General features: G+C 69.4%; 20 protein-coding genes. 15 read left to right on the forward strand and 5 right to left on the reverse strand.

Annotated features, from left to right (window positions below; genetic code table 11):
- The first annotated feature begins 34 nt into the window (after positions 1–34).
- Positions 35–1,795: a 2-oxoglutarate dehydrogenase, E2 component, dihydrolipoamide succinyltransferase gene (gene sucB / locus KUV85_RS06520; RefSeq protein ID WP_219962400.1), complete on the forward strand. Its 1,761-nt coding sequence runs from the start codon at positions 35–37 to the stop codon at positions 1,793–1,795.
- Positions 1,796–1,826: 31 nt separating this feature from the next.
- A complete protein-coding gene (locus KUV85_RS06525; RefSeq protein WP_237690261.1) occupies positions 1,827–2,720 on the forward strand; it encodes a TIGR01777 family oxidoreductase in 894 nt (297 codons plus the stop codon).
- On the opposite strand, the gene KUV85_RS06530 is transcribed toward KUV85_RS06525, so the two are convergent.
- Positions 2,666–3,316: a hypothetical protein gene (locus KUV85_RS06530; protein WP_219962402.1), complete on the reverse strand. Its 651-nt coding sequence runs from the start codon at positions 3,314–3,316 to the stop codon at positions 2,666–2,668. The genes KUV85_RS06525 and KUV85_RS06530 overlap by 55 nt on opposite strands.
- An 82-nt stretch (positions 3,317–3,398) precedes the next feature.
- Between KUV85_RS06530 and lipB the strand changes: the two genes are divergently transcribed.
- The 9 genes from lipB to KUV85_RS06575 all read left to right on the forward strand — a co-directional run bounded on the left by lipB (position 3,399) and on the right by KUV85_RS06575 (position 11,288).
- The gene (lipB, locus tag KUV85_RS06535; protein ID WP_219962403.1) at positions 3,399–4,139 is read left to right on the forward strand and encodes a lipoyl(octanoyl) transferase LipB; all 741 of its coding nucleotides are present in this window, start codon (positions 3,399–3,401) and stop codon (positions 4,137–4,139) included.
- A 50-nt stretch (positions 4,140–4,189) separates the two neighbouring features.
- Positions 4,190–5,164, forward strand: coding sequence for a lipoyl synthase (lipA, locus tag KUV85_RS06540; protein ID WP_219962404.1), 975 nt, complete (start codon positions 4,190–4,192; stop codon positions 5,162–5,164).
- 73 nt (positions 5,165–5,237) lie between these two features.
- Entirely contained in the window at positions 5,238–5,975 is a 738-nt protein-coding gene (locus tag KUV85_RS06545) for a DUF4191 domain-containing protein (protein ID WP_219962405.1), read from the forward strand.
- Positions 5,965–6,387, forward strand: coding sequence for an RDD family protein (locus tag KUV85_RS06550; RefSeq protein WP_219962406.1), 423 nt, complete (start codon positions 5,965–5,967; stop codon positions 6,385–6,387). The genes KUV85_RS06545 and KUV85_RS06550 overlap by 11 nt, the downstream gene beginning before the upstream one ends.
- A 180-nt stretch (positions 6,388–6,567) precedes the next feature.
- Complete coding sequence (gene glnA, locus KUV85_RS06555) at positions 6,568–7,986, forward strand: type I glutamate--ammonia ligase (protein ID WP_219962407.1); 1,419 nt, start codon at positions 6,568–6,570, stop codon at positions 7,984–7,986.
- 160 nt (positions 7,987–8,146) lie between these two features.
- Positions 8,147–8,791 carry a hypothetical protein gene (locus tag KUV85_RS06560; RefSeq protein ID WP_219962408.1) on the forward strand — a complete coding sequence of 215 codons (645 nt, stop codon included), beginning with the start codon at positions 8,147–8,149 and terminating at the stop codon, positions 8,789–8,791.
- Between the two features lie 35 nt (positions 8,792–8,826).
- The gene (locus tag KUV85_RS06565; protein ID WP_219962409.1) at positions 8,827–9,930 is read left to right on the forward strand and encodes a sensor histidine kinase; all 1,104 of its coding nucleotides are present in this window, start codon (positions 8,827–8,829) and stop codon (positions 9,928–9,930) included.
- Between the two features lie 212 nt (positions 9,931–10,142).
- Complete coding sequence (locus KUV85_RS06570) at positions 10,143–10,643, forward strand: inorganic diphosphatase (protein ID WP_219962410.1); 501 nt, start codon at positions 10,143–10,145, stop codon at positions 10,641–10,643.
- 60 nt (positions 10,644–10,703) lie between these two features.
- A complete protein-coding gene (locus KUV85_RS06575; protein ID WP_219962411.1) occupies positions 10,704–11,288 on the forward strand; it encodes a GNAT family N-acetyltransferase in 585 nt (194 codons plus the stop codon).
- A gap of 28 nt (positions 11,289–11,316) precedes the next feature.
- On the opposite strand, the gene KUV85_RS06580 is transcribed toward KUV85_RS06575, so the two are convergent.
- Both KUV85_RS06580 and KUV85_RS06585 read right to left on the reverse strand, forming a co-directional pair.
- Complete coding sequence (locus KUV85_RS06580) at positions 11,317–11,826, reverse strand: peroxiredoxin-like family protein (RefSeq protein WP_237690262.1); 510 nt, start codon at positions 11,824–11,826, stop codon at positions 11,317–11,319.
- Between the two features lie 85 nt (positions 11,827–11,911).
- Positions 11,912–12,613, reverse strand: coding sequence for a haloacid dehalogenase type II (locus tag KUV85_RS06585; protein ID WP_219962413.1), 702 nt, complete (start codon positions 12,611–12,613; stop codon positions 11,912–11,914).
- 74 nt (positions 12,614–12,687) lie between these two features.
- Here KUV85_RS06585 and KUV85_RS06590 point away from each other — a divergent pair, with 74 nt between their 5' ends.
- A complete protein-coding gene (locus KUV85_RS06590) occupies positions 12,688–13,854 on the forward strand; it encodes a hypothetical protein (RefSeq protein WP_219962414.1) in 1,167 nt (388 codons plus the stop codon).
- A gap of 51 nt (positions 13,855–13,905) precedes the next feature.
- The gene (locus KUV85_RS06595; protein ID WP_273544002.1) at positions 13,906–14,469 is read left to right on the forward strand and encodes a sugar O-acetyltransferase; all 564 of its coding nucleotides are present in this window, start codon (positions 13,906–13,908) and stop codon (positions 14,467–14,469) included.
- 35 nt (positions 14,470–14,504) lie between these two features.
- Here the strand turns inward: KUV85_RS06595 and KUV85_RS06600 are convergent, their stop codons facing one another.
- Entirely contained in the window at positions 14,505–14,924 is a 420-nt protein-coding gene (locus KUV85_RS06600) for a DUF1801 domain-containing protein (RefSeq protein ID WP_219962415.1), read from the reverse strand.
- Between the two features lie 75 nt (positions 14,925–14,999).
- On the opposite strand from KUV85_RS06600, the gene KUV85_RS06605 reads away from it, so the two are divergent.
- Positions 15,000–15,455, forward strand: coding sequence for an SRPBCC family protein (locus KUV85_RS06605; protein ID WP_219962416.1), 456 nt, complete (start codon positions 15,000–15,002; stop codon positions 15,453–15,455).
- Positions 15,456–15,468: 13 nt separating this feature from the next.
- Here the strand turns inward: KUV85_RS06605 and KUV85_RS06610 are convergent, their stop codons facing one another.
- Positions 15,469–16,635: an acyl-CoA dehydrogenase family protein gene (locus tag KUV85_RS06610; RefSeq protein ID WP_219962417.1), complete on the reverse strand. Its 1,167-nt coding sequence runs from the start codon at positions 16,633–16,635 to the stop codon at positions 15,469–15,471.
- Between the two features lie 213 nt (positions 16,636–16,848).
- Here KUV85_RS06610 and KUV85_RS06615 point away from each other — a divergent pair, with 213 nt between their 5' ends.
- Positions 16,849–19,290: an ExeM/NucH family extracellular endonuclease gene (locus tag KUV85_RS06615; protein WP_219962418.1), complete on the forward strand. Its 2,442-nt coding sequence runs from the start codon at positions 16,849–16,851 to the stop codon at positions 19,288–19,290.
- The last annotated feature ends 40 nt before the right edge of the window (positions 19,291–19,330 follow it).

The following is a 19,330-nucleotide window of genomic DNA, read 5'->3' on the forward strand; positions in this document are numbered from 1 at the left end:
CTCGTCCCGACACCCGATGTGAGACGAGGAATTCATGGCGACCGAAGTCACCCTCCCCGCCCTCGGAGAATCCGTCACCGAGGGCACTGTCACCCGCTGGCTCAAGCAGGTCGGTGAGGAGGTCGCGGTCGACGAACCCCTACTCGAAGTGTCCACCGACAAGGTCGACACCGAGATCCCGTCCCCGGTCGGCGGCACCCTGCTCGAGATCAAGGCCGAGGACGACGAGACCGTCGAGGTCGGCGCCGTCCTGGCGCTGATCGGCGAGTCCGACGAGGCCACCTCCGACGGTGGCGACGACGGCGACGACGAGGACGAGGCCGGCGGCGAGGCCGAGGCCGATTCCGGCGCGGACGAGGAGCAGTCCTCGGAGCCGGAGGAGCAGCCGGCGGCCCAGGAGGACTCCGAGGAGTCCGGCGGATCCGACGACTCCGGAGGCTCCGGCGGCGGCGAGGGTACGCCGGTCACGCTGCCGGCGCTGGGTGAGTCCGTCACCGAGGGCACGATCACCCGCTGGCTCAAGCAGGTCGGCGACGAGGTCGAGGTCGACGAGCCGCTGCTCGAGGTCTCCACCGACAAGGTCGACACCGAGATCCCCTCCCCCGTGGGCGGCACCCTGCTCGAGATCAAGGCCGACGAGGACGAGACCGTCGAGGTCGGCGCCGAGCTGGCCGTCGTCGGCTCCGGGAAGCCGGCTGCGAAGCCCGCCGAGGAGAAGAAGCCCGAGCCGGAGCCCGCGAAGGCCGAGGAGCCCGAGCCGGAGCCGGAGCCGAAGAAGGCCGAGGAGCCGGCACCCAAGCAGGAGTCGGCACCCGAGCCCGCTGCGCAGAAGTCCGCACCGTCCGCGGCGAGCAGCTCCTCCGGCGATGGCCACGGCTACGTCACGCCGCTGGTGCGCAAGCTCGCGTCCCGGCACGGCGTCGACCTGGCCACGGTCGAGGGCTCCGGGGTCGGCGGCCGTATCCGCAAGCAGGACGTGCTCGACGCCGCGGAGCGCGGCACGCAGGAGTCCGCGGCCCCCGCCGCGTCGGCTCCGGCGGCGAGCAGCCAGGCGCCGAGCGCGCCCAGCGACAGCCCCTCCCCGCTGCGGGGCAAGACCGAGAAGATGTCGCGCCTGCGCAAGGTCATCTCGGCCCGGATGGTGGAGTCGCTGCAGCAGTCGGCCCAGCTCACCCAGGTCGTGGAGATCGACGTCACCGGGATCGCGCGGTTGCGGGAGAAGGCCAAGGAGGACTTCCTCGCCCGCGAGGGCGTGAAGCTGTCCTACCTGCCGTTCTTCGCCAAGGCAGCGATCGACGCGCTGAAGCAGCACCCGTCGATCAACGCCACGATCGACACCGACGAGGGCACGGTCACCTACTACGACCACGAGAACCTCTCGATCGCGGTCGACACCGAGAAGGGCCTGCTCACCCCGGTGATCCGGGACGCGGGCGACCTGTCCATCTCGGGGCTGGCGAAGAAGATCGCCGACGTCGCGGAGCGGACCCGTACCAACAAGATCGGTCCGGACGAGCTGACCGGGGGCACGTTCACCATCACCAACCTCGGCAGCGTCGGCGCGCTGTGGGACACCCCGATCATCAACCAGCCCCAGGTCGCGATCCTGGGTCCCGGTTCGGTGGTCAAGCGCCCGGTGGTCATCGACGACCCGAACCTCGGCGAGACCATCGCGGTGCGGCACATGGTCCACTTCGCGCTGACCTACGACCACCGGCTGATCGACGGCGCCGACGCGGGCCGGTTCCTGCAGGAGGTCAAGCAGCGCCTGGAGTCGGCCGAGTTCCAGGTGTGAGTCCTCGGCTCAGGAAGGACCGGACGTGAGCATGCAGGTGGCCGTCGGTGGGAGCTCCGGCTTCCTCGGCGGCCACCTGTGCGCCGAGCTCGAGCAGCGCGGCCACCGGGTCGTCCGCCTGGTCCGTCGTGCCCCCGAGGGGCCGGACGAGTCGCGCTGGGACCCGGCCGCCGGTGACATCGACACCCATGTCATCCATGAGTCCGACGTGGTGGTGAACCTCGCGGGCTCGCCGACCATCGGCAACCCGCACTCCTCGCGGTGGGCGACCGAGCTCCGGGAGAGCCGGGTGATGAGCACCGGCCTGCTCGCCGAGGCGATCGCCACCGCACCCGGCGCCAAGCCCGCCTTCCTCGCCGGCAACGGGATCAGCTGGTACGGCGACCACGGCACCACCGAGCTGCCCGAAACCGCCGACACCCGTGGCCACGGCCTCCTCACCGAGGTGTGCCGCGACTGGCAGGCGGCGACCGCTCCGGCGCAGGACGCCGGCGCCCGCGTGTGCATCCTGCGCACGTCGCCGGTGATGGACGGCGCCAGCATGCCGCTGAAGGCGATGCGGCTGCAGTTCCGCGCCGGACTGGGAGGTCGCCTGGGCAGCGGCCGTCAGCACATGCCCATGATCTCGCTGCGCGACTGGATCGGTGCCGTCGCCTTCCTGGCCGAGCACCCGACCGCTGCGGGGCCGGTCAACCTGTGCAGCACCCGCACGCCGACCAACGCCGAGTTCACCGCGGCCCTCGCCCGCGCGGTGGGTCGCCCAGCGTTCGCCCACGTGCCGGGTCCCGCGATCCGGCTCGCGGCGGGTCCGATGGCCCCCGAGGTGCTCAACTCACTCAACACGGTGCCGGCGGCGCTCGCCGACTGGGGTCACGAGATGTCCGACCCCGACGTCGCCGCGATCGTGGCCAACGGCCTGTCGTAGGCCGCGGCCAGCACCCACCCCGACGTCGTACGCCGGAACACCAGCCGCCGCGTCTCCGCCCGGTCGGCGGGCAGCTCCCACCGTCGGCCGTCGTCGACCCGTTCGGCGACCGCTCCCGTCAGCCGGTCGGTCACGTGCACCACGACCCGTCGGTCGGTGGCGCGCCGGACGTCGACGTCGAGGACCTGCATCCGCATCCCGTGCACCCGCAGGCCGCGATCGTTCCACCGGCGCAGCATCGCGACGTCGCGTCGTCCGGCCTCGGCGCCGTCGGCGTACAGGCGGGCCAGCCCGGCCGCGTCTCCTGTCGACCACGCGTCGGCGCGCCGCCGGTCCCACGCCCGCAGCACCCCGACCGGCGACTCGCCGGCGACGGGCGCCGGGGCCGAGGTCGAGTCGAGCGTGGCGGCGGCGCCCGCGGTGTCGCCGGCGGTGGCATCGGCCGGGGTCCCGGACGGACCGTCGGTGGCCGCGCCCCAGAGCCACGTCGAGACCACCAGGCCCACGACGGCGACGAGGACCGCGATCGACGCGGCCGTCACGGTGGCGCTCGTGCCACTGGTGTCGCTGGCAACCCCGGAACCCGTGTCGGACATGCGGTAGTCCTACCCGGCGTCGGCCTCGCCCGCATCCCGCCGTCCACAGGCACGGCCCGGTCACGGGAGTAGTGTCGGGGAGGTGAGCGATGTGGAGTTCAGTGAGGCCGGGCTCGGCGAGCACGCGATCGACTACCGCGCAGCCTGGGACCTCCAGCGCAGCGTGCACGCCGAGGTCGTGGAGGGCACGCGACCGGACACGGTGCTGCTGCTGGAGCACCCACCGGTCTTCACCGCCGGCAAGCGCACGCGTCCCGAGGAGGTGCCGGCCGATCCCGGTGGCGCGGACGTGATCGACGTCGACCGCGGCGGCAAGATCACCTTCCACGGCCCCGGCCAGCTCGTGGGCTACCCGATCGTGCGCCTCCCCGACCACGTGAAGGTCGTCGACTACGTCCGTCGGGTCGAGGAGGCCCTGATCTCGGTGTGCGCCGACTTCGGTGTCACCACCGCCCGCGTGCCGGGCCGCAGCGGCGTCTGGCTGCGCGAGGACCCCTCCCGTGGGCTGCCCGAGCGCAAGATCGCCGCGATCGGGATCCGCGTCAGTCGCGGCATCACCATGCACGGGTTCGCCCTCAACTGCGACGTCGACCTCGGTTGGTACGACCGCTTCGTGCCGTGCGGCATCGCCGACGCCGGCGTCACCTCGCTGACCCAGGAGACCGGTCGCGCCGTCACGGTCCGCGACGTGTTGCCCGGCGTACGCCGTCACCTGGGTGGGCTGCTCGCGTGGGGTGACTACGAGGCGACTCCGGACTATCCGGCGAAGCCCGACCCGGCCCGTGAGCCGCGCATCGAACTGGTCCGTCCCGGCACCGCCTGAGCCGGCCGCGGGGAATCGGGACACGCTGGCTCCGCGCGTAGACTGGGCGGGTGACTTCGTCGCAGCAGTCGAGCCCCGAGTCCAACGCCGCACCAGCCCCCGAGGGCCGCAAGCTCCTCCGGCTGGAGGTCCGCAACGCCGAGACCCCGATCGAGCGCAAGCCGTCGTGGATCAAGACCAAGGCGAAGATGGGTCCGCAGTACAAGCAGCTGCAGGACCTGGTGAAGTCCGAAGGTCTCCACACGGTCTGCCAGGAGGCCGGTTGTCCCAACATCTTCGAGTGCTGGGAGGACCGTGAGGCGACCTTCCTCATCGGTGGTGACCAGTGCACCCGCCGGTGCGACTTCTGCCAGATCGACACCGGCAAGCCGAGCCCGCTGGACCGCGACGAGCCGCGCCGCGTGGCCGAGTCGGTGCAGCGGATGGAGCTGCGCTACGCCACCATCACCGGCGTGGCCCGTGACGACCTCGACGACGGCGGTGCGTGGCTCTACGCCGAGACCGTGCGCAAGATCCACGAGCTCAACCCCGACACCGGCGTGGAGAACCTGATTCCGGACTTCAACGCCGAGCCGGACCTGCTCGAGGAGGTCTTCTCCTCGCGGCCGGAGGTGCTGGCCCACAACGTGGAGACCGTGCCGCGGATCTTCCGCCGGATCCGGCCGGCGTTCCGCTACGAGCGGTCGCTGGGCGTCCTCACCGCGGCGCGTGACTACGGGCTGGTGACCAAGTCCAACCTGATCCTGGGCATGGGCGAGACCCGTGAGGAGGTCAGCGAGGCGCTGCGCGACCTGCACGAGGCCGGGTGCGAGCTGGTGACCATCACCCAGTACCTTCGTCCCTCGGCGCGGCATCACCCGGTGGAGCGCTGGGTGAAGCCCGAGGAGTTCGTCGAACTCCACGACGAGGCCCTCGAGATCGGCTTCTCCGGCGTGATGTCCGGTCCGCTGGTGCGGTCGTCGTACCGGGCCGGGCGGTTGTACCGTCAGGCGATGGACGCGCGCGCCGACCAGGCGACCGCCTGAGCGCAACTCCACCGGTGGTCGCGCCCGGCGAGACCTCCGCACCACCCACCAGCAGAAGGCAGCACCACTGACGATGGCGAAGAAGGACAAGAAGGCCGAGAAGGCCGCCAAGCCCAGCGACCCCGCAGCGATGAACCGTCGCCAGCAGATGGTCGAGACCTACCGCATGACCAAGCGGGTCGACCCCGTCATCGGCTGGTTGCTGCTGGGGAGCTTCCTGCTCGCCGGCCTCGTCGGTGGCTACCTGATCTACCTGATCCCGCCGCAGGGCACCTTCGGCCTGGTCATGGCCGTCATTTCCGGCATCCTGCTGGGCCTGTTGGCCGCGATGATCATCTTCGGTCGCCGCGCCCAGAAGGCCGCCTACCGCCAGATGGAGGGCCAGCTCGGCGCCGGCGCCCGTGCCCTGACCATGCTCCGCCGCGGTTGGAAGATCGAGGAGATGGTCGGCTTCAACAAGCAGCAGGACATGGTCCACCGGGTGGTGGGGCCGCCGGGGATCGTGCTGGTCGGTGAGGGCAACCCGCAGCGGCTCAAGCAGCTGCTGGCCGGCGAGCGCCGCAAGCACGAGCGGGTGCTGGACGGCGTGCCGGTGCACGAGGTGATGGTCGGCGACGGAGACGGGCAGGTCCCGCTCCCCCGCCTGGTCAAGCATGTGCGCAAGCTCGGCCGCAACGTCAAGCCCGCCGAGATCACCGACATCCTCCACCGCCTCAAGGCGCTGGACTCCCAGCGTCCGAAGGTGCCGATGCCCCACGGCCCGATGCCCACCAGCATGAAGGGCATGCGGCAGAACCTCCGTGGTCGCTGACCCGACGTTCGCGACCGCCTCGTGGGGCCGGCGCGCCGCCGCGCTCTTCGTGGACTGGATCGCCTGCACCCTGGCCGTGATCGCGGTGGTCGGGCTGGACGCCTACTCCGAGCCCGCCTCCTCGGCACAGTGGTGGGTCCTGGCGGCGTACGTCGCCCAGTCGGCACTGCTCACCTGGCTGGTGGGCGGCTCGTTCGGCAAGCTGCTGCTCGGCCTGCGCGTCGTGCCGGCGGACGGTCGGATGCTGTTCATCAACCCGCTGCGCATCCTGGTGCGTCAGGCCGCCATCGTGCTGGTGATCCCGCCGCTGGTCTTCCGCCCCGACGGCCGCGGCCTGCACGACCTGATGGCTGGCACGGCCACCGTCTCGCGCACGACGTTCCAGGAGTTGATGGGCCGGGCCGGGCACTGAGCGTCCGCCTCCGAACCTGTTACATGCACGAAACACGGCGATGACCGTCGAGAAACTGGCGCTCCCTAGGTTTCGAACAGGTGGAACCCGCGCCACGTGGCGTCGGTAACATCCCCCACGACGTTCTCGATCCCGAGGCGACCTGACAGAGCTGGCCCGAGCCGGCCGAGGAGGAGATGCATGTTCAGCAACAGCGACGAGCTGCTCAAGTACGTCAAGGATGAGGGGGTCGAGTTCGTTGACATCCGCTTCTGCGACCTGCCGGGCATCATGCAGCACTTCACCGTGCCCGTGTCCTCCTTCGACGCCGACGTGTTCGAGACCGGCCTCGCCTTCGACGGCTCCTCGATCCGTGGCTTCCAGGCCATCAACGAGTCCGACATGGCGCTCTTCCCGGACCCGACCACGGCGTACCTGGACCCGTTCCGTGACTCCAAGACCCTCGTGGTGAACTTCTTCATCCACGACCCGATCACCGGCGAGGCCTACTCCCGCGACCCGCGCAACATCGCGCGGAAGGCGCTGGCCTACCTCGACACGACCGGCATCGCCGACACCGCTTTCTTCGCGCCGGAGGCGGAGTTCTACATCTTCGACAAGGTGCGTTACAACACCTCGCCGAACGAGTCGTACTACCACATCGACTCCGTCGAGGGCTGGTGGAACACCGGCGCCGACGGCGACAACCTGGGCTACAAGACCCGCTTCAAGGGCGGTTACTTCCCGGTCGCGCCGTACGACCACTACAGCGACCTGCGCGACGAGATGGTGAAGAACCTCGAGCAGTCCGGGCTGCTGGTCGAGCGCGCCCACCACGAGGTCGGCACCGCGGGCCAGGCGGAGATCAACTACAAGTTCGACACGCTGCTCAAGGCCGCCGACGACGTGATGAAGTTCAAGTACATCATCAAGAACACGGCCTGGCAGAACAACAAGTCGGTCACCTTCATGCCCAAGCCGATCTTCGAGGACAACGGCTCCGGCATGCACGTGCACTCCTCGCTGTGGAAGGGCGGCGAGCCGCTGTTCTACGACGAGTCCGGCTACGGCGGCCTGTCGGAGACGGCTCGCTGGTACATCGGCGGCATCCTCAAGCACGCTCCGTCGCTGCTGGCCTTCACCAACCCGTCGGTGAACTCCTACCACCGCCTGGTGCCGGGCTTCGAGGCCCCGATCTCGCTGGTCTACTCCTCGCGGAACCGCTCCGCGTCGGTGCGGATCCCGATCACGGGTGCGAACCCGAAGGCCAAGCGCGTGGAGTGCCGCTTCCCGGACCCGTCGGCCAACCCGTACCTGGCCTTCTCGGCGCTAATGCTGGCCGGTGTGGACGGCATCAAGAACAAGATCGAGCCGCCGGCCCCGATCGACAAGGACATCTACGAGCTCCCGCCGGACGAGATGTCGGAGATCGACCAGGTCCCGACCTCGCTGGACAAGGTGCTCGACGCACTCGAGGACGACCACGAGTTCCTCACCGAGGGCGACGTGTTCACCCCCGACCTGATCGACACCTGGATCTCCTACAAGCGTGACGAGGAGATCGCGCCGGTGCAGCTGCGGCCGCACCCGCACGAGTTCGAGCTCTACTACGACATCTGATCAGCCCCGTTAGCTGACCAGCGACGACGTTTCCGCAGGCACTCTGACCTGCGGAAACGTCGTTCGTTGTTTTCCATCAGTCTCCCCCTTACAGAGAGCACACACTGCCCAACTAGCCCCAACGCCCCCAAGCGCGTCGGCGAGCGACTAGGCTCATGAGATGCTGTGGAAGCGTCAGGTTTCGACCTCGCCACCGGACATCGAGACTGTCCGCAAGCGCGCCCGTGTTCTGGTGATCGACGATCATGCTTTTCCCGCGCAGAAGAGCTTCGAGCGAGACGGGTATCATTTCGAGCGGTGGCCGGACATCAAGAACCTGTCTCAACTCACCGATGGTCACTGGGACGTAATCCTGCTCGACATCCAAGGCGTGGGGCTCAAAGAGAGTCCGGACTTGCAGGGCCTGGGGATTCTTCAGCACGTCAAACACTCCAATCCGGCTCAGGCCGTCATCGTGTATTCCGCCCAGCGACAGTTGGTCTCCTCCAGTGAGTACCTGTTTCTGGCCGACGCCGTGTTCGACAAGGGACAAAGTTATGTCGACTACAAGGCGAAGATCGACGACCTCCTCGTACGTCACGCTTCACCCGGCTACTTCATCGCGGCCATGAATCGGGAACTCGGGGAGAGTGCGGCCCTGGCGCCGCGGGCCGTGTCGAAGGCGCTCCGAGCTTTCAATACTGGGAAAACCGATGACCTACAACGATACCTAGGATCTCACTTACCAGATCGCGATCGAGTCGACACCGTTGTCCATCTAATCTCGGTCGGCATCAAGGTTGTCTCGACCATCGCAGCCGCATGACGGGAAACGTCTGGAACTTGTTTCCATTTCCAACAATGACCCGTGAGCAGCTGACTGATGGAACGCTCATTAGTTCTCATCCCGACTGCTCGTCTTGCACTACGCGCGAGTGTCTTGACGACGGAACGACACCCATCGGCGAGGCATCGACTTGTCGGTACGGCTTGACATACGCCCGCATTGACGATTCGCGCCTCATCAATGGAGTGGTGGCGGTCGACCTTCCTTCGAACACGAAGCGATCCAAGAAGCGGGCACGAACCGAGCGGAGCAGACATGTCCGCAAGCATGACCTTGAAGAATCCGCACAACGCGCGCGACGCCTTGGGCCAGGTGTCATCGACGACTACGAGTTGATGCAGACTGCTCTTCTACACGACTTGGAGAGCAAGCCCGCGGTCTATGACGCGATCGCTCGAAAGCTCCGTGAAGATTTCGCCGACAACTTGAACCAGAGTCACGATTTCCTGCAGCTCGTGAAGTTGGTCCGCGGGCACGCCGAACAACTTCTTCACGCTCAACACCCAAAACTGGCGCCAGAAGAAGCAGCGAACAAACTCCCAACGGAGGGGGCGATCTTCTACTCAACCGAGTTGATGCTGGTAAAAATGGACTCGATGCTGTTTCTCAACGAGGCCAACAGGGCGGCCGGTGGAGAAAGGCGATTCCAGATTCACCCGTTCGCGCTCAAGTACCTCCGCATATACAGGTGGCAAGCCGAGCAAAAACATTTGCAGATTGATTTGCTTGGAACGTGTTATGCATATTCGTACTACAACAACGATGCCATTGGAGCGGTAATCCAAGGTCTACTCGATAACTTGGTCAAGTATGCTCCGGCGAATTCGCAAGCGGCCGTGATCCTCGAGGAGACGGAGGAACACGTCGCCCTCACGTTTGAGTCACTCGGACCCAAGATCGAGCCATCTGAGCGGATCAAGATCTTTCTTCCTCAATACAGAGCGGAAGCCGCCCGTCGGGTCGAACTCAGTGGGCTCGGGGTCGGCCTAGCGACTGCGAGGCAGATCTCAGACGTACTCAACCTCGACCTAAGAGTTGATCAAGCTGAGACGGAAGACGACACTTTCCCCGCCCGCTATCTCACCCGATTCACTCTTCGCCTAAATCGCATCGGTTAGTCGTGCCCAGGGGACGGGTGGGTCCGCCCCCCGCTCCGCCGTGCGCGAGCGGACGCGCCCCTAGAGCACTTGTGCATGTCAGAGGCTCGTCTTGTTGTCCACGAGGCTCCATTGCGACATGCGATCGGTTGAGGCTCCGAGCAGACGCCCCCGAGCAACCCACGGTCGCTCGGGGGCGTTTCTCGTGGGGGGGCAGTGGCTAGGGTCGGCGCATGGGCCACCACTCGGACTGGACCGACCGTGCCGCGATGCACGCCGACGGCGTGTGTGACGTCGTCGTGGAGATCCCGCGCGGCAGCCAGAACAAGTACGAGGTCGGCGACGACGGGGAGATGTGGTTCGACCGCCGCCTCGGCGGGCCGGCCGGGTTCCCCGGCGACTACGGCTACGTCGTCGGCGTCGACGGCGAGGACGGCGACGAGCTCGACGCGCTCGTGCTGCTCGACGAGCCGACCTTCCCCGGCATCCACATCCGCTGCCGGGTCATCGGATCGTTCCTGCTCCGGGTGGGCGACATCGACGAGTCCAAGATCATCGCCGTTCCCCTGCACGACCACCATGCCGACCACCTCGGGGACCTGCACGACCTGCCGTCAGCATTCCTGGAGGAGCTCGACGCCTTCTTCCGCGCCTACCGGATGTTGGAGGACAAGGTCGTCGACGTGCTGGACCACCAGGACCGCGACCGCGCCGTCGCGCTGCTGACGGACTAGTCGTCGCCGCGCCGGTCGGCGTACGTCGACGCCGTCGGTGGTCGGGGGTAGGACGGTCCCATGGCCTTCGACGTCCGCCCGCTGACCACCGACCGGTTCGAGGACTTCGCCGACGTGGTCAACCCCAACCGTCGTGCCACCCACTGTTGGTGCCTCTCCCACCGGCTCCCCGCACGCCGCATCGAGGAGCTCGGTGACGGCGACCGCGAACGGGCGATGCGGTGCCTGGTCGCGGGTGACGTACCTCCGGGTGTCATCGGGTACGCCGACGGCGAGCCGGTCGGCTGGTGCTCGATCGCCCCGCGCTCGGAGATCCCGAAGCTGGAGGCCTCGCGGCTCATCCGGCCGGTCGATGAGGTCGCCGTGTGGAGCATCATCTGCGTGGTCATCCGCGGCGGACACCGCAAGCGGGGTCACACGCTCCCGCTGCTCGAGGGCGCCGTCGCGTACGCCGCCTCCCGCGGCGCACCCGCGGTCGAGGCCCATCCGGTCGAGCCGACCGGACGGATGGACACCACGATGGCGTTCGTCGGCACGCGCGCGATGTTCGCGGCCGCCGGCTTCGAGGTCGTCGGCACCACCGACGCGGTGGCCAGCCGGCTCCCACGACTGGTGATGCGGCGGACCATGGGGCCGACGCGGTGACCCGCGCCGGCCCCACCGGTCCGACGCCTCAGGCCTCGCCCCGCGCCGGGTAGTCGTTCTCGACGACGAACGTCACGGCGTTGAGGACGTCGTCGAGGTGCGGACGACCGAACGGCATCGACCCGAGGACCTGCCAGTAGATCGTCCCGTCGGGGCGGATCAGGAAGACGCCGGGCTCGCCGAAGAGCTCCGGCTCCTGGTCGTTGATGCCCTTGCTGACGAACAGGCCCCACTCACGCATCGACTCGACGGTCTGGCCGTGGGCCACCGGCAGCTGCTCGAGGTGCCACTTCTCCACGCTCCGGGCAGCGCGCTCGGCACTGTCACCGCTGACGGCGACCGGCGTGATGCCGGCCGCTCGGAGCTCGTCGTGGCGACGGTCGATCTCCTTGAGCTGCTGGCTGCAGATCGGACAGTGGAGTCCCCGGTAGAACACCACGAGCGTGAAGTTCTCCGGCTCCTGGTCGGCGAGGCGGAACCGGCCGCCGGAGACGAGCGGGAGGTCCAGGGACGGGGCCGGCGACTGCGGCAGGGGCATGGTGCTCACTCCTCGACGTTGTCGTACCTACGCCGTGGGGAACCCGCGGACCGATCCCTGCCATTCCGTGGGTTCCGTCACTCCCTCAGTGGCCGGCGAAGAGGTCGGCGAGCTCAGTCATCGACGACGCCTCCACCTCGGCCGCCGGGAAGTGGCCGGGGTAGGCCGCGCTCCCCCGCGCGATCCAGGCCGTGCGCAGGCCGGCCCGCCGAGCCCCGGCGAGGTCCCACGGGTGCACCGCGACCAGCATCGCCCGCTCCGCCGGGACGCCGGTCTCACTCAGGGCATACGCGTAGGCGCTCGGGTGGGGCTTCCACGCTCCCGCGTCGGTGACCGAGAGGTAGCGCTCGATCACCGCGTCGGCCTCGGTCCCCTCCAGCAGCGCGCGGGCGACCGCGGACGAGCCGTTGCTCAACGTGACGATGCGGCACCCCGAATGGGCCAGACCGACCAGCGCCGGCACCACGTCGGGGTGCGGACGCAGCGCGAGGAACTGCGCCATCACCTCCTGTGCCAGCGCCTGTTGGGTCTCCGACGAGTTCACGCCGATCCCGGCCGCGCTCAACCGCGCCTGCAACGAGGCCGACGCGATGTCGGCGAACTCGGGGTTGTCCCCCAGCACGGTCAGCGCGAAGGCGTCCCGCAGCAGGCCGGCGAACCACGCCTCCACCTCGTGCTCGCCGAGCCCCACCGAGGCGAAGGCGTCACGCAGCGGTGCGAGGTCCGACAGCGTCTCGTTGACGTCGAGCACCACGAGCTCGGGACGGGGCGGCACTTCGGGGGCCATGGCACGACGATAGTGCGCATCGCGCCGCACCACGGTCCGCGACGGCGCGACGCGCCGGAGTGTGACAATGAGGCATGGCCTCCACGTCGATGAGCTCCGGCACCCTGGACCCCGCCCACCGCACCGGACGCCTGCCCGCCAGCCCCGCCTGGGTCCGGCTCGGCGACACCACCGTCTCCGCCGTCGGCACCGCCCGCGTCTACGTCTGCGGCATCACCCCCTACGACGTCACCCACCTCGGCCACGCCGCGACCTTCGTGTGGGCCGACGTGCTGTCCTCGGTGCTGGAGAGCACCGGCCTGGCCACCAGCGTGTGCCGCAACGTCACCGACGTCGACGACGTACTCACCGCCGCGGCAGCCGAGCGCGGCCGCCACTACGACGAGCTGGCGCTGCTCCAGGAGGGCGTCTTCGACCAGAGCATGCGTGCGCTCCGCGTCGCCACGCCCACCCACCAGCCGCGTGCCCGCCACCACGTCGACGCCGTGGTCCAGCTCGCGGCGGCGCTGCTCGAGTCGGGCGCGGCGTACGAGCGCGACGGCACGGTCTGGTTCCGCGGCCGCGACGTGCTCGACCGCGCCGGACTGGCGCGCGAGGAGGCGTTGTCGCTCTCGCGGGAGTACGGCGACGACCCGGACGCCACGGACAAGGACGACCCGTTCGACGTCCCGGTGTGGCAGCCGTCGCCGGCCGACCATCCCGCGTGGTCCAGTCCGTGGGGCTGGGGCCGTCCGGGATGGCACGCCGAGTGCGCCGCGATGGCCCTGGCGATCCACGGGGCCGCGGTCGACGTGCTCGTCGGTGGCGAGGACCTGCGCTTCCCCCACCACGCCTACCAGTCGGCGATGGTCGAGGCAGCCAGCGGCGTACGACCGTTCCAGCGGGCAGCTCTGCACGTCGGGGAGGTCCGCGTCGGCGGGCAGAAGATGGCCAAGTCCACCGGTAACCTGGTCCTGGTCGACGATGTCCTCGCCTCCCACTCCCCTGCCGCACTGCGCACGCTGCTCATCGACCGACGCCACGACGAGCCGTGGAACTATCGCGAGGACGACCTCGCGGCCGCGCAGTCACGGCTGGAGCGGCTCTACGCGGCCGCCGGTCGCGCCGGTGACCAGGACGGCGACGACCGGGTCGTCGCGCCGTTGCGCGACGGACTCGACGTCCCGACCGCCCTCGACCGCGCCGAGGAGGTCGGCGGTGGGCCGGCACGGCGCCTCCTCGCGCTCCTGCGGCTCGGCTGACCGGGTCGGCCGATCACGGGTCGCGCGCCAGTCGCCTCGTAGGTTGGCGACGTGACCACCGAACCGTCGATGCTGGCCCGCATGCGCGCCGGTGAGCCCTACCTCGCCGACGACCCCGAGATCGCTGCCGCGTCCGCGCGCGCCCAGGGCCTCACCCATCGGATCAACACGACCGAGCCCACCGACGGGGAGTCCTTGCGTGCCCTGTTCGTGGAGCTGCTGGGCGAGTACGGCGACGGCGCCGAGATCCGCCCGCCGTTCCGGTGCGACTACGGCTCGCAGATCACCTTCGGTGCCGGCTCCTTCGCCAACTTCGGGCTGGTCGTGCTCGACGTCGTCCGCGTCGATATCGGGAAGGACGTGCAGATCGGTCCCCACGTGCAGCTGCTCACCGCCACCCACCCGCTCGACGCCGCCCAACGGCGCGAGAAGTGGGAGTCGGGCATCCCCATCACGATCGGCGACAACGTCTGGCTCGGCGGTAGGGTCATCGTGTGTCCCGGCGTCACGATCGGCGACGACACCGTCGTGGGTGCGGGATCGGTGGTCACCCGTGACCTCCCGGCCGGCGTCCTCGCCGCGGGGTCACCGGCACGGGTGGTCCGCCGGACCTAGCAGGCAGCGCCGGTGCGACCGGCGATCGGGGGCGCTCAGGGGGTGTGGTTCTCCTCCCAGGCGCGCCCGACCAGCTCCTCCAGCGCCTGCGCGTCGAGGTCGCCGAGCCGCTTGACGTAGAGGCACCCCTTGCCGGTCGTGTGCGGACCCAGCCGATCGAGCAGGTCCTCACGGGAGCCGTAGTAGGTCAGCCCGTAGAAGGTGAGCGCCTGCTTGCGCGGGGAGAACCCCACGGCGAACCACTCCCGCTCCTTGCCGTCGGCCGTCGTGTAGGGCTGCCGACCGAAGCCGACGATCGACGCTCCCCACATCACCGGCTCCTCACCGGTGACGCGGCTCAGCAGGTCAAGTGCGGCGTACCCGTCCTCGCGGCGTCGCTCGGGGGTCACGCCGTCGAGGAATGCCTCGACGCTGCCGTCGTTGCGTTCGGTCATCCGGTCGCCGCGCTTGCTCATGGCAACACCGTAGGCCGCCGGCAGCCGCCCTCGTCACCCCTCCCGCGCAGCGCATCGCGGGACTAGGATCGGCAGATGCCCGACTTCGCCAGCACCCACCGCATCACCATCGTCGCCGACCAGGCCACGGTGCACGCGCTGATCAACGACCTGCGTGCCTGGCAGCGCTGGTCGCCGTGGGAGGACCTGGACCCCGACCTCCAGCGCACCTACCGCGGCCCGGACGCCGGCGTGGGCGCCCGCTACGAGTGGTCGGGCAACAAGAAGGCCGGCAGCGGCACGATGGAGATCACCGACTCCACGCCGGAGCGGATCGACATCGACCTGGAGTTCACCGCCCCCTTCAAGGCGCGCAGCAAGATCGTGTTCGACCTTCGGCCCTCCGGCACCGGCACCGACGTGGCGTGGACGCACTCGGGACAGCGCAACCCGGTGATGCACGTGGTCGGCAAGCTGCTCTTCGACAAGCGTGTCGGGCAGGACTTCGACCGCGGTCTCGCCCAGCTCAAGGACGTCGCCGAGGGCAGGTGAGGAGCGGTCCCCCTCAGCGGAAGGCGGCCTCGCCGGTCAACGCCCGCCCGATGACCAGCTGGTGGACCTCGGAGGTCCCCTCGTAGGTCAGCACCGACTCGAGGTTGTTGGCGTGGCGCATGACCGGGTACTCCAGCGTGATCCCGGCGGCGCCGAGGATGGTGCGGCACTCGCGCGCGATGTCGATCGCCTCGCGGACGTTGTTGAGCTTGCCGAGGCTGACCTGCTCCGAGGAGAGCGTGCCGGCATCCTTCTTGCGCGCCAGGTGGAGCGCCAGCAGCATGCCCTTGCCCAGCTCGAGTGACATGTCGGCGAGCTTGGCCTGGGTGAGCTGGTAGGACGCCAGCGAGCGGTCGAAGATCTCCCGCTCCCCGGCGTACGCGATCGCGGTGTCCAGGCAGGTCCGGGCCGCGCCCAGGGCACCGAAGACGATGCCGAACCGGGCCTCGTTGAGGCAGGAGAGCGGGCCCTTCAGGCCCCGCACCTCGGGAAAGGCAGCATCGGCCGGCAGCCGGACGTCCTCGAGCACCAGCTCGCTGGTCACCGAGGCCCGCAGCGACATCTTGCGGGTGATCTCCGGCGCGGAGAACCCGGCGGTGTCGGTCGGCACGACGAAGCCGCGGATGCCCTCCTCGGTCTGCGCCCACACCACCGCCACGTCGGCCACCGAGCCGTTGGTGATCCACATCTTGGTGCCGTTGAGGACCCACCCGTCGCCGTCGGCGACCGCCCGGGTCCGCATGCCGGCGGGGTTGGAGCCGAAGTCGGGCTCGGTGAGCCCGAAGCACCCGATCGCCTCGCCCGCCGCCATGGCGGGCAGCCACCGCTCCCGGTGCTCCTCGCTCCCCCACTGCCAGATCGCATACATCGCCAGCGACCCCTGCACCGAGACCAACGACCGCAGCCCGGAGTCGGCGGCCTCGAGCTCCAGGCACGCCAGGCCGTACGCCGTCGCACTGGTGCCGGCACAGCCGTATCCCTCCAGGTGCATCCCCAGCACGCCGAGCCCGCCGAGCTCGCGGGCGAGGTCCCGAGCGGGGATCGCGGCCTCCTCGTACCACTGCGCCAGGTGGGGGCTCACCTTCGCCTCGACGAAGGAACGCACCGTGTCGCGCATCGCGCGCTCCTCGTCCGAGAGCAGGGAATCGATGTCGAAGAGCTCGAAGGTCGACTGGGGCATGGTGGTCACTTTCCGGCAGGTGGCGGCGGCGGTGGGCGTCGGTGACGCTGCCCCCCTTCCTATCGCGTCACCGAAACTCTGCCTGCCGCTCTCCCGTTCGTCACCCGTTTGGGGCACGATGAGCCTGTCCGGGGCCAGCCGGCCCGTTCGCAGCGACCTCCCGGAGTTCTCGTGCGCTCTCCCCTCCCCGTCCTCGTTGGCGGACTGGCCCTCGTGGCCGGCCCCCTCGCCGTGCCGGCGCTCGCCGCCGATCCCGCCACCGACGGGCTCGTCCTCACCGAGTACGTCGAGGGCTCCAGCTTCAACAAGGCCGTCGAGATCTACAACGGCACCGGAGCGGCGGTCGACCTCGCCGACGTCGAGTTCCGGCTCTACTCCAACGGTCGCCCGCTCGCCGACGGCCCCACGGCCACGCATGCCTTCACCGGGACGCTCGCGGACGGCGACACCTACGTGCTGGCCAACCCGCGGTTCAACGACGACGAGGGCTTCACCCTGGCCGGCGAGGTGGACGCCACCTCGTCCGCGGTGAACTTCAACGGCAACGACGCCGTCGTCCTGGCCGACGCCGCCAGCGACGCCGTGCTCGACAGCATCGGACAGGTCGGCGACGACACCAGCTTCGCCGCCGACGTGACGCTGCGGCGTACCGACCTCACCCGGGACACCGCACCCGAGGACGCCTTCACCCTCGACGCGTTCACCTCCCACCCTGCCGACACCGTGGACCAGCTGGGCGCCTACCCCGACGGTGGCGGCGACCCGGACCCCGAGCCGGAACCGGCCACCTGCGACACCTCCGACGGTGACCTGACCCGCATCAGCGCGATCCAGGGCAGTGGCGCGGACCCGTCCCAGCGCTACGACTCCCCCCTCGACGGCGAGACCCACACGGTCCGCGCCGTGGTGACGATGGGCGACACCGACCTGGACGGCTACTTCGTGCAGGAGGAGCCGGCCGACCATGACGACGACCCGACCTCCTCGGAGGGACTCTTCGTCTTCCAGCCCGACGGAGAGCTGCCCGAGGCGGGCAGCACCGTGGAGCTCACCGGACGCGTGACGGCGTACTTCGGCCTCACCCAGCTCTCCTCACCCGAGACCGCGGTCTGCGATGTCGCGCCGACCTCGATCGACCCGACGCCGCTGGCCCTCCCGCTGGACGACGCCGGACGCGAGGCGCTGGAGTCGATGCTGGTCACCACCAGCCAGGACCTCGCGGTGAGCGGCCTCTTCGCCGCCTACGCCTTCGGCGAGCTCGGGCTCGCCCACCCCGACGTGCTGGAGCAGCCCACGTCGGCGTTCGCGCCCGACGACCCGGCGGCGACCGCGCTGCTGGAGCAGAACGCGGCCTCCTTCCTCAAGGTCAACGACCGGCAGGAGGCACCCGGCTCCTACGACCCCTACCCGTGGGAGCGCTTCGACGAGGACCTCTCGGCCGGCGACACGATGCGCGCCGGCAGCGTCACCGGTGCCCTGGGGTACTCCTTCGACGAGTTCAAGGTCGAGCCGCTGCCCGACCGCGACTTCCCCGAGAGCGAGGACACCAGCCCGGTGCCCGCCGCGCCGGAGCTGCGCAAGGGCAACGACGTCGTGAGCTTCAACGTGCTGAACTACTTCAACACCTTCGGTGACTCCGAGGTGCTGCGCGGCGCGCAGAACGAGGCCCAGTTCCGCCGGCAGACCGACAAGATCGTCGCCGCCATCACCGAGATGGACGCCGCGGTCTACGGCCTGATCGAGATCGAGAACGACTACGAGGACCTCTACGACGGTGACCCCACCACGGTGCCCTCGGCACAGACCTTGGTCGACGAGCTCAACGCCGTCGCCGGGGCCGGCACCTACGACTGGATCAAGCCGCGCGAGCGCGACCTCACCACCGAGGGCCTCGGCGGTGGCGGACTCGGGACCGACGCGATCGCCCAGGCACTGATCTACCAGCCCGACCGCGCCCGCCCGATGGGCCCGGCCGCGACGTTCGACATCGACAGCGAACTCAGCGGCGACGCCGAGAACAACCGTTGGCCGCTGGCGCAGACCTTCAAGGTCGACCGCCAGAAGGTCACGGTCGTGGTCAACCACCTGAAGTCGAAGGGCTCGACCTGCACCGACACCGCCGGCCCCGACTTCGCCCTCGGCGAGGACGTCGAGACCGCGCTGACCGGCAACTGCAACCTGACCCGCACCCACGCGGCGCGACGCCTCGTCGACTGGGTCCAGGACGGCCCCACCCGCCCCCGCGCGAAGGACACCCTGCTGCTGGGTGACTTCAACTCCTACGAGGAGGAGGACCCGATCGAGGTGCTCGTCGACGCCGGCTTCACCGACCTGGTCCAGGAGCAGGGCGACGACGCCTTCACCTACAAGTTCGACGGACGCTACGGCCGACTCGACTACGCATTCGCCTCGCCCTCGCTCGCCCGACGCGTGGCCGACGCGGAGGTGTGGCAGGTGAACTCCCGGGCGCCGGTCGGTCACCTCTATTACAACGACCCGGTCGACTCCTCCGCCCAGGCCTCCTCCGACCACGACCCGGTGCTGGTGTCGCTGGACCGTCGCGGACACGGCCACCACCAGGGCAACGGGAAGGGTCACCGGAAGGGCCACGGCGACGAGCGTCGCGGCGGCCCGACCCGGGCCGGGGGCCGCTGACCGACACGGCCGGGCCAACGTGTGGTCTCGACGGGACGTA

It is taken from the genome of Nocardioides panacisoli (assembly GCF_019448235.1).
GTDB classification, from domain to species: Bacteria; Actinomycetota; Actinomycetes; order Propionibacteriales; family Nocardioidaceae; genus Nocardioides; species Nocardioides panacisoli_A.

What these genes read in the sequence shown, in the direction of transcription:
- sucB (WP_219962400.1), top strand. Translation starts at nt 35, where the DNA reads ATGGCGACCGAAGTCACCCTCCCCGCCCTCGGAGAATCCGTCACCGAG.
- KUV85_RS06525 (WP_237690261.1), top strand. Translation starts at nt 1,827, where the DNA reads ATGCAGGTGGCCGTCGGTGGGAGCTCCGGCTTCCTCGGCGGCCACCTG.
- KUV85_RS06530 (WP_219962402.1), bottom strand. Translation starts at nt 3,316, where the DNA reads ATGTCCGACACGGGTTCCGGGGTTGCCAGCGACACCAGTGGCACGAGC.
- KUV85_RS06545 (WP_219962405.1), top strand. Translation starts at nt 5,238, where the DNA reads ATGGCGAAGAAGGACAAGAAGGCCGAGAAGGCCGCCAAGCCCAGCGAC.
- glnA (WP_219962407.1), top strand. Translation starts at nt 6,568, where the DNA reads ATGTTCAGCAACAGCGACGAGCTGCTCAAGTACGTCAAGGATGAGGGG.
- KUV85_RS06560 (WP_219962408.1), top strand. Translation starts at nt 8,147, where the DNA reads ATGCTGTGGAAGCGTCAGGTTTCGACCTCGCCACCGGACATCGAGACT.
- KUV85_RS06565 (WP_219962409.1), top strand. Translation starts at nt 8,827, where the DNA reads ATGACCCGTGAGCAGCTGACTGATGGAACGCTCATTAGTTCTCATCCC.
- KUV85_RS06570 (WP_219962410.1), top strand. Translation starts at nt 10,143, where the DNA reads ATGGGCCACCACTCGGACTGGACCGACCGTGCCGCGATGCACGCCGAC.
- KUV85_RS06575 (WP_219962411.1), top strand. Translation starts at nt 10,704, where the DNA reads ATGGCCTTCGACGTCCGCCCGCTGACCACCGACCGGTTCGAGGACTTC.
- KUV85_RS06580 (WP_237690262.1), bottom strand. Translation starts at nt 11,826, where the DNA reads ATGCCCCTGCCGCAGTCGCCGGCCCCGTCCCTGGACCTCCCGCTCGTC.
- KUV85_RS06585 (WP_219962413.1), bottom strand. Translation starts at nt 12,613, where the DNA reads ATGGCCCCCGAAGTGCCGCCCCGTCCCGAGCTCGTGGTGCTCGACGTC.
- KUV85_RS06590 (WP_219962414.1), top strand. Translation starts at nt 12,688, where the DNA reads ATGGCCTCCACGTCGATGAGCTCCGGCACCCTGGACCCCGCCCACCGC.
- KUV85_RS06600 (WP_219962415.1), bottom strand. Translation starts at nt 14,924, where the DNA reads ATGAGCAAGCGCGGCGACCGGATGACCGAACGCAACGACGGCAGCGTC.
- KUV85_RS06605 (WP_219962416.1), top strand. Translation starts at nt 15,000, where the DNA reads ATGCCCGACTTCGCCAGCACCCACCGCATCACCATCGTCGCCGACCAG.
- KUV85_RS06610 (WP_219962417.1), bottom strand. Translation starts at nt 16,635, where the DNA reads ATGCCCCAGTCGACCTTCGAGCTCTTCGACATCGATTCCCTGCTCTCG.